This window comes from Mesorhizobium sp. M8A.F.Ca.ET.021.01.1.1 (genome assembly GCF_003998025.1).
In the GTDB taxonomy this organism is placed as follows: Bacteria; Pseudomonadota; Alphaproteobacteria; order Rhizobiales; family Rhizobiaceae; genus Mesorhizobium.
Window position 1 is genome coordinate 1 of the sequence record NZ_RZSJ01000271.1, and the last position, 7661, is coordinate 7661.

Annotated in this window: 9 protein-coding genes; 2 read left to right on the forward strand and 7 right to left on the reverse strand. The window is 64.4% G+C overall.

Annotation, left to right across the window (positions count from 1 at the left end):
* A partial coding sequence (locus tag EOA36_RS20340; protein ID WP_281040068.1) for a glycine cleavage T C-terminal barrel domain-containing protein occupies nt 1-547 on the forward strand: 547 nt, incomplete at its 5' end.
* Nucleotides 540-1079: a hypothetical protein gene (locus EOA36_RS20345; RefSeq protein ID WP_127279149.1), complete on the forward strand. Its 540-nt coding sequence runs from the start codon at nt 540-542 to the stop codon at nt 1077-1079. The genes EOA36_RS20340 and EOA36_RS20345, both read left to right, overlap by 8 nt.
* A 20-nt stretch (nt 1080-1099) precedes the next feature.
* Here the strand turns inward: EOA36_RS20345 and EOA36_RS20350 are convergent, their stop codons facing one another.
* The 7 genes from EOA36_RS20350 to EOA36_RS20380 form a co-directional block, all read right to left on the reverse strand.
* Entirely contained in the window at nt 1100-1585 is a 486-nt protein-coding gene (locus tag EOA36_RS20350; protein WP_127279150.1) for a hypothetical protein, read from the reverse strand.
* A 167-nt stretch (nt 1586-1752) separates the two neighbouring features.
* Complete coding sequence (locus EOA36_RS20355) at nt 1753-3000, reverse strand: SfnB family sulfur acquisition oxidoreductase (RefSeq protein WP_127279151.1); 1248 nt, start codon at nt 2998-3000, stop codon at nt 1753-1755.
* 24 nt (nt 3001-3024) lie between these two features.
* Nucleotides 3025-3816 (reverse strand): ABC transporter ATP-binding protein, encoded by a 792-nt coding sequence (locus EOA36_RS20360; RefSeq protein ID WP_127279152.1) that lies wholly within the window; start codon nt 3814-3816, stop codon nt 3025-3027.
* Nucleotides 3817-3890: 74 nt separating this feature from the next.
* The gene (locus EOA36_RS20365; protein WP_127279153.1) at nt 3891-5228 is read right to left on the reverse strand and encodes an ABC transporter substrate-binding protein; all 1338 of its coding nucleotides are present in this window, start codon (nt 5226-5228) and stop codon (nt 3891-3893) included.
* Between the two features lie 71 nt (nt 5229-5299).
* Complete coding sequence (locus EOA36_RS20370; protein WP_127279154.1) at nt 5300-6337, reverse strand: branched-chain amino acid ABC transporter permease; 1038 nt, start codon at nt 6335-6337, stop codon at nt 5300-5302.
* A gap of 2 nt (nt 6338-6339) precedes the next feature.
* Complete coding sequence (locus EOA36_RS20375) at nt 6340-7239, reverse strand: branched-chain amino acid ABC transporter permease (RefSeq protein WP_127279155.1); 900 nt, start codon at nt 7237-7239, stop codon at nt 6340-6342.
* Nucleotides 7236-7661, reverse strand: a 426-nt coding sequence (locus tag EOA36_RS20380) for an ATP-binding cassette domain-containing protein (RefSeq protein WP_145969235.1), incomplete at its 5' end; no start/stop codon positions are given. The genes EOA36_RS20375 and EOA36_RS20380, both read right to left, overlap by 4 nt.

Here is a 7661-nt window from a genome sequence, read left to right on the forward strand (position 1 = left end):
GAGCTATGAAGTCTCTATCCGGGCCGACCGCGCCGAACCTTTGTGGGCGCATCTGCGCCAGGCCGGCCAGGCGTTCGATGCCGTTCTCATCGGGCTCGAAGCACTGATGATCCTGCGTGCCGAGAAGGGCTTCATCGTCATCGGCAAGGACACTGACGGCACCACGCTGCCGCACGATCTCGGTGTGGCGGGTCCCCGGACGAAGCGCCAGAGCGAGTTCGTCGGCCGCCGCTCGCTGTTCACCGAGGAGGCTTCGCGCGGCGACCGCCTGCAGCTTGTAGGCCTGACGGTGCCGCAAGGCGAAGCGCCTCTGCCAACCGGCGCGCATGGCGTCAAGCGGAGCGATGGCAGACTGCACAGTCAGGGCTTTGTCACCTCCAGTTATCAGAGCCCCACCCTCGGCCAGCCGATTGCGCTTGGCCTGATCGAACGGGGTGCGGCGCGGCACGGCGAAACGATCGAAATCCAACATCTCGGCAAGCTCGGGACGGCGACGATCGCCGCCCCTTGCGCCTACGACCCGTCGGGAGACCGGCTCAATGCGTGATCTCGCGGAAAAATGGTCTGTCGCGCCGGACTGGCCGTCGGCGACCATCAATTCACCCGGCCTGGCGGTGCGCGCTGTCCCTGGCCTCGACCAGATATTGGTCAGCGGCGACCTCGACGCCTGGGCTCGCCTGTCCGACATGGACGGGACTGGCGTGGGCGCCCTTGGCGCGGCTCAGGGCGACCGCTATGGCGCGCGGCTGGCGCGCGACCGGCTGCTCGCCGTGTCGAACACGCCGCTTGCCCTTGCCGCCGGTTGGCACGCGGAAGGCTTCGCGGTGACGGCGATCGGCGCCGGGCTGCAGGTGTTCGAGGCCGAAGGCCCGGCACTCGATGCTTTCATCGCGCGTGGAACGACGCTCCACCCAAGGCAGCCAAGTGCCAGCGCGGCGCTATCCTTCGCCGGCATCAGCGCCATCGTCTATCGCCATGACGGCAAGCTGCGCATCCACGTCGATCGCGGTCTCGCCGCCTATCTCTGGACGTGGATGGAGACGGCTGCCGCCAACATCGCCGCCGAATCACCGAGTTAGGCAGGCGGCGACATTCACGCTCAGAGCGTGAAAGACCAGAACAGGCAGGCCAGCGTCGCGACGGCAAAGATCACGAAGAACAGGCTGCGCAGCAGCACGTTGCGGCGCAGCTCGTTCATGACGAAGTGGCAGCCGATGATCGCGGCCGCAAACAGGAAACGCCAGTTCAGCACCGCCCACAAGACATCCCGCTGACCGAAAGCCCATCTGGCGACGAGGCAGCCAAGGATAGCCGCAAACAGTACGATGACGGTCCAGAAGATCGCGTCCGCGGCGTTGGTCAGCACAATGCTGGCTGCCCTGATCGGCAGGAGCATCATCAGCAGGGCGCTGAAGAAATAGACCGCGGCAAGTGGAATGAACGTGCCGGCATCGGCGATGCCGTCAAGCCGTCTCACACCGATGGCGCCATAGGGATAGCCGTGCCTGGCCACCGCCAGGCTGAGCGCCATGAGCAAGGCGGTCAGCACCGCGACCAGTGCGAAGGATGTGAGGGCTTTGCTCATGATGTTCCTGTCCCGGGCGAATCAGACAGGAACCGGTGTAGCCGATGGTCGTAAATTGCGCGTAAGCTTTCCCCGCCACCGGCACCCCGAAGGGGGTAACCGGCAGGGCGAAATCACTTGGCGATGACCGTATCGACGATGGCGCGCGTCCGGCCGCCGGTGGGAAATCAGCTCCAGGCGTGCAGCGGCGGATTCTCGCCATTGAGGAAATATTTGCCGAGGATCGAATATTTCCAGCGCACCGGATCGTGCAGCGTGTGCGTCCGGGCGTTGCGCCAATGGCGGTCGAGATTGTGCTCGGCCAATGTCGAGCGCGTGCCGGCCAGTTCGAACAGCTTGTTCGTCGCCGCAATGGCGATCTCGGTCGACAGGATTTTTGCTTCCGCGGTGACGATCTGGGCGTGCGCCACGATCTCGGCGGTCGGCTCGGCCACCGCCTTGTCGATCGCGTGGCCAGCCTTTTCGAGCAGCGCCTGCGCCGCGTGCAGGCGCAGCGTCAGGTCGCCGATCGCCTGGATGGTGTAGGGATCGTCCCAGGCATTGTCGACACCGCTGTCGATCCAGGCGCGGCTCCTGGTCCTGACGAAGTGGACCGTCTCGTCGATCGCCGCCTGGGCGATACCGGTATCCACCGCCACCTGGATGATCTGGAAGATGGCGCCGTCGGCGGTCGGCTTGTCGTAGCCCTTGTAGCCGGGCACCAGATGCGTCTTCGGCACCTTGACATTGTCGATGATGACAGTGCCCGACAGCGTCGTGCGCTGGCCGAAGCTCGACCAGTCGTCGACGACCGTCAGGCCCGGCGCGCCGCGATCGGCGATAGCATACCAGGCACGGCCCTCGTCATCGAGCGCGACGATCGGCACCAGATGGGCGAGCAGCGCGCCAGAGGAATAGAATTTGCGGCCATTGACGACGACATGGTCGCCGGCATCGGTGAAGCGGGTTTCGAAATCGGCGGCGCGTTTGGAGCCGAACTCGGAAAAGGCGTTGCCGAACCGCGTGCCCTTCAGCGCCTCGGCGAAAAGCAGCTTCTGCTGCTCGATGTCGGAGACGGTGCGGATGGCGGCGACGACGCCGAGATGGTTCTGCGCGACCTGGCCGATCGAAGAATCGGCCGCCGAGATGATCTCGATCACCTTGGCCAGCGTTGCATAGGAGACTTCGGGACCGCCGAATGCCCTGGGCACGTTGATCGACCAGAGGCCGCTTTGCGAAAAGGCGTCGAGTTCGGCTACCGGCCAAATTCGCTCGCGGTCGCGCTTCGACGAATCCTTGACGAATTCGGCGGCCAGAGCGTGGGCGACGGCGATCGCTTCGGCGTCGTCCCTGATGATATGTGCCGGCGCCGAGGGCCTTGCGACCGGCGGTACGGCGGCGGAAGCATGGTCGGTCTTGACGGTCGAGACGGTCATTTCATTGCTCCTTCAAATTTCGGTTCAGGCAACGGCATGGAGATGGGGGGACTTGGGGGCGGGCGTCGGCTGCTGGCCGAGATAGAGCGCCCTGATATCCTCGCGCTGGCGGAGATCGGCGGCTGTGCCGGAGAGCACGGAGACGCCGTTTTCGAGCACGGTGGCGTGGTCGGCATAGCGAAGTGCTACCGCCGAGTTCTGCTCGGCGACCAGGATCGACAGGCCGGTCTCGCTGTTGAGTTTCCTCAACGTCTGGAAAATATCCTGCACGATGAGCGGGGCGAGCCCCATCGACGGTTCGTCCAGCACGAGCAAGCGCGGCCGCGACATCAGCGCCCGGCCTATTGCCGTCATCTGCTGTTCGCCGCCAGAGGTCAGGCCCGACAAGGTCCGGCGCTTTTCCTTCAGACGTGGGAAAAAGGCATAGATCCGTTCGAGGTCGGCGCTGATCTCGGCGCGGCGGCCGCCGCGGCCGATGCCGCCGGCGACCAGATTGTCCTCGACGGTGAGGCTCTTGAAGCAGTGGCGGCCTTCCAGTACCGGCACCAGGCCGGCACGCACCAGATCGCCGGGCTTGCGGCGCGCGACATCCGAGCCCTCATAGCGGATGGTGCCGGCGTTGACCTGGCCCCGTTCGGCCGGCAGCAGGTTGGAGACGGCCTTCAGCGTGGTGGTCTTGCCCGCGCCATTGGCGCCGAGCAGCGCCAGGATCTCACCGCGCCTGATCTCGAAGCTGACGCCGTGCAGCGCCGTGATGGCGTGGTTGTAGGTGGCGTGGACCGCGTCGACAGCAAGGATGATTTCGGTGTCGGGCATGACTGTCTTCCGTACTTGTCGGAACCGAACCGGCCCGGCGCCGCGGAAGGCATCCGCGGCACCCGGCCTGTTGATCAGTTGGTGGTCACTGCGTTGGCATCGTCGGCGGTGCGTAGCTTGATGCCCTTCTCGGCGGCATAGGCTTCGGCGGACTTTTCGATAATCGGCCGCAGCAGCGCCCAGTCCGGGGCGATCCAGTCGGAGACGACGTTCCACTTCTTGCCGTCCCACTGCTGGAAGGTGACGTAGCCCTCGCCCTCATGGTTGTCCCAGCTGACATTGATCGAGTGGAACAGGTCCTTGGCGCCGAGCGCCTCGACCTTGGCCGGATCGAGCTTGAGATGCTCGAAACCCCAGCGGACCTCGTCGCCGGTCAGCGTGCGGTGGCCGAACTTCTCCTGGGCGACGCGGATCGCCTCGACGTTGAGAATGCCGTTGACGATGCCGAGATTGTGGTAGACCGAGCCGATACGGGACTTGTCCTCGAGGTTGCCTTTGCCGGCGCCGTAGACGGTCTTCACGATTTCCTTCACCACGGGATAGGAATTGCCCGAAGCCTGGGTGGTGATGGCGGTGTAGCCCTTGGCGGCGTCGCCGGCGGGAATGACGTCCTCTTCCGAGTTCGACCAGACATTGCCGACGATGTGATCGACGGGGTAGCCGACCTTAACGGCGGTCTTCAGCGCCACCGGGTTCATGACGCCCCAGCCGCGCAGGACGACGAAATCAGGCTTGGCGCGGCGGATGGTCAGCCACTGCGACTGCTGCTCGTTGCCGGGATGCGGCACTTCGATCTGCTGCACGGCGAAGCCGTATTTCTGCGCCAGCAGTTCGTAGATCGGTATGGTCTCCTTGCCATAGGGCGAGCCGTGATAGAGCACGACGATCTTCTTGCCCTTGAGCTTGTCGATGCCGCCCTCCTTCGAGGCGATGTAGTTCACGATGCCCGACGTCTCGCTGTAGGGGTTGAGCAGCAGCGGGAAGACGTAGGGGAAAACACGCCCGTCGGTGGAATCGGTGCGGCCGTGGTTGACCGTTATCAGCGGCACCTTGTCGGCGGTGATGCGGTCGATCATGGCGTAGGCGATGCCGACCGAGAGCGGGTTCCAGGCGGCCGCGCCGGCATGGCTCTTCTGGCGCTCATAGCATTCGACGCCGCGCTCGACCTCATACTGGGTCTCGCATTCGTCCCAGGTCAGCTTGACGCCGTTGACGCCGCCGTCGCGGATGTTGATGAGGTTGAGATAGTCGATGAAGCCGCCGAAGAAGCCGGTGCCGCCGGCCGCATAAGGCCCGACGCGATAGCTCTGCAGCGGGAAATATTGTTCGTCGGCATGGGCTGATGGCAAGGCCACCGACACGATCATCGCCGCGGACAAAGCTGCCGCCTTGAGTGTGCTGAGGAAGGTCATGGTTGGGGTACTCCCGGTATGGGCCGTCTTGGGTTCGGCCTCTGGTTCATTTTCAGGCGTGAATGCGGGGCTCAGGTCGACTGCCAGGCGAACAGGAGCCGTCTTCGGACCCTGTCCCACAGGGCCACCAGCCCATCGGGTTCCAGGATCAGAAACAGGATGATGAGGGCGCCGAGCACGATGCGCTGGCTCATGTCGAGCACGCCCGAGTCAAAGACGTCTCCAAGCAGGAAGCCGCCAAGGCGCGACAGGGCGAGCGGGAACACGACGATGAGGGCGGCACCGAAGAAGGCGCCACGGATCGAGGCCAGGCCGCCGATGATGATGATGAACAGGATCTGGAACGAGCGGTCGAGGTCGAAGCCATCAGGCTCGACTGTCCTGAGATAAGCGAAGGCCCAGATGACGCCGGCGACGCCGATGATGAAGGAGGAGATGGCGAATGCCAGCAGCTTGGTCTTCAGCACCGGTATGCCGATGATGCGGGCGGCGGTTTCATTGTCGCGGATGGCGATGAAGTTTCGTCCCGTCTGCGAACTGACCAGCCGATAGGCAAGGAAGGTGAGGATGCTGACGATGGTCAACGCGAAGAGATAGCGGCCGACGGCGCCGTCGAGCGCGAAGCCTCCTATCGAAAGCCTCGGCGCGTCTATGACGCCGGAGGCGGAGTTGTTCGAGAACCAACTGAACTTGGTCAGCGCCCATTGCACGAAGAACTGTGCGGCAAGCGTCGAGACGGCGAGATAAAAGCCCTTCAACCGCAGGCTCGGCAGGCCGAAGACGATGCCGATCGAAGCGGCGACGATGCCGGCGAGAACGATACTGCCGATCAGCGGCAGGCCCTCGACGCGCAAGTTGAAATTATAGGCGGCGAAGGCGCCGGCCGCCATGAAGGCGGCGCTGCCCAGCGAGACCTGGCCGGCATAGCCTGTGAGGATGTTCAACCCCACACCGGCGAGACCGAGCGCCAGGAACGGCAGCAGTATGGCCTCGAACAAATAGCTCGATCCGATCAGCGGCACGACGCCATAGGCGAAGGCAAGCAACAGGACGGGCGCGATCCATTTCGGCAGCACCGGCGCGGAGAAGTCGGCTGCAATAGCGGCCATGGTCAGACCCTTTCCACGAGCTTCTGGCCGAACAGGCCGGAGGGACGGATCAAGAGGAAGACCAGCGCGACGACATAGGCGAACCAGCTCTCGATGCCGCCGCCGAAATAGTCGCCGATATAGACCTCGGCGAGCTTCTCACTGGCGCCGATCAGGAGCCCGCCGGCAATGGCGCCAAGGATGGAATCGAAGCCGCCCAGCACCAGCACCGGCAGCGCCTTGAGCACCACCAGCGACAGCGAGAACTGCACGCCGAGGCGGGCACCCCAGAGCAGCCCGGCGACCAGCGCGACGAGGCCGGCCGCCGCCCAGACGGTCGCCCAGATCAGCGGCAGCCTGAGGCCGACCGCGAGTGCGGCGAACTGGTCGTCGGCGACGGCGCGGAAGGCGAGGCCGATGCGGGTGTAGCGGAAGAACAGCGACAACACGACAACCATGCCGGCCGCGACCACCGCCGCGAAGATGTCGAACTGGCTGATCAGCACGCCGCCGATTTCCAGCGGCACGTCCTCGATGCCGAGGTCGAGACCGTGGACCTGCGTACCCCAGATCAATTGGGCAGCGCCCTCGATGATGTAGGACAGGCCAAGCGTCGCCATGAACAGGGTAATCGGCGGCTTGTTGGTGAGCGGCCTGAGCACCGTGCGCTCGATGGCGATGCTGATCACCACCATGATGGCGAAGGTTGCCACCAATGCCAGTGCAAACGGAACACCGCGTTCGACAAGACTGACGAAAGTCAGTGCGGCGAACAGCAGCATCGCGCCTTGGGCGAAGTTGAGCACGCCCGAGGTCTTGTAGATCAGCACGAAGCCGATCGCGACCAGCGAATACATGACGCCCGACAGCAGGCCGCCGACGAGCACTTCGATGAAAAACTGGTAGTCGAAATCGGCGATCATATGCCCGCCCTTCCTTCATCACAGGAGAGGGCCTCATTGTCGGAGGCGATGCCGAGATAGGCATCGATGACGCGCTGGTCGTTGCGGACCTCTTCGGGGGTGCCGTCAGCGATCTTGCGGCCATAGTCCAGAACGGCGATACGGTCGGACAGGCCCATGACGACGCCGACATCATGCTCGATCAGGACGACCGTGGTGGCAAAGCGGTCGCGCGCGGCGCGGACGAAATCAGCCATTTCGCTTTTCTCACTCGCTGTCATGCCGGCCATCGGTTCGTCGAGCAGCAGCAGGCGCGGTTCCGCCACCAGCGCCCGGGCGAGTTCGACCCGTTTCTGCAATCCATAGGGCAGCGTGCCGGCAAGACGATCGCGAACGGCGGCGAGGTCGAGAAATTCCAGGATCTGGGCGGAGCGGCTCAAGGC

Excerpts from the sequence above, each read along its gene's own strand:
- EOA36_RS20365 (WP_127279153.1), bottom strand. The coding sequence starts at position 5,228 with ATGACCTTCCTCAGCACACTCAAGGCGGCAGCTTTGTCCGCGGCGATG.
- EOA36_RS20350 (WP_127279150.1), bottom strand. The coding sequence starts at position 1,585 with ATGAGCAAAGCCCTCACATCCTTCGCACTGGTCGCGGTGCTGACCGCC.
- EOA36_RS20375 (WP_127279155.1), bottom strand. The coding sequence starts at position 7,239 with ATGATCGCCGATTTCGACTACCAGTTTTTCATCGAAGTGCTCGTCGGC.
- EOA36_RS20370 (WP_127279154.1), bottom strand. The coding sequence starts at position 6,337 with ATGGCCGCTATTGCAGCCGACTTCTCCGCGCCGGTGCTGCCGAAATGG.
- EOA36_RS20355 (WP_127279151.1), bottom strand. The coding sequence starts at position 3,000 with ATGACCGTCTCGACCGTCAAGACCGACCATGCTTCCGCCGCCGTACCG.
- EOA36_RS20345 (WP_127279149.1), top strand. The coding sequence starts at position 540 with ATGCGTGATCTCGCGGAAAAATGGTCTGTCGCGCCGGACTGGCCGTCG.
- EOA36_RS20360 (WP_127279152.1), bottom strand. The coding sequence starts at position 3,816 with ATGCCCGACACCGAAATCATCCTTGCTGTCGACGCGGTCCACGCCACC.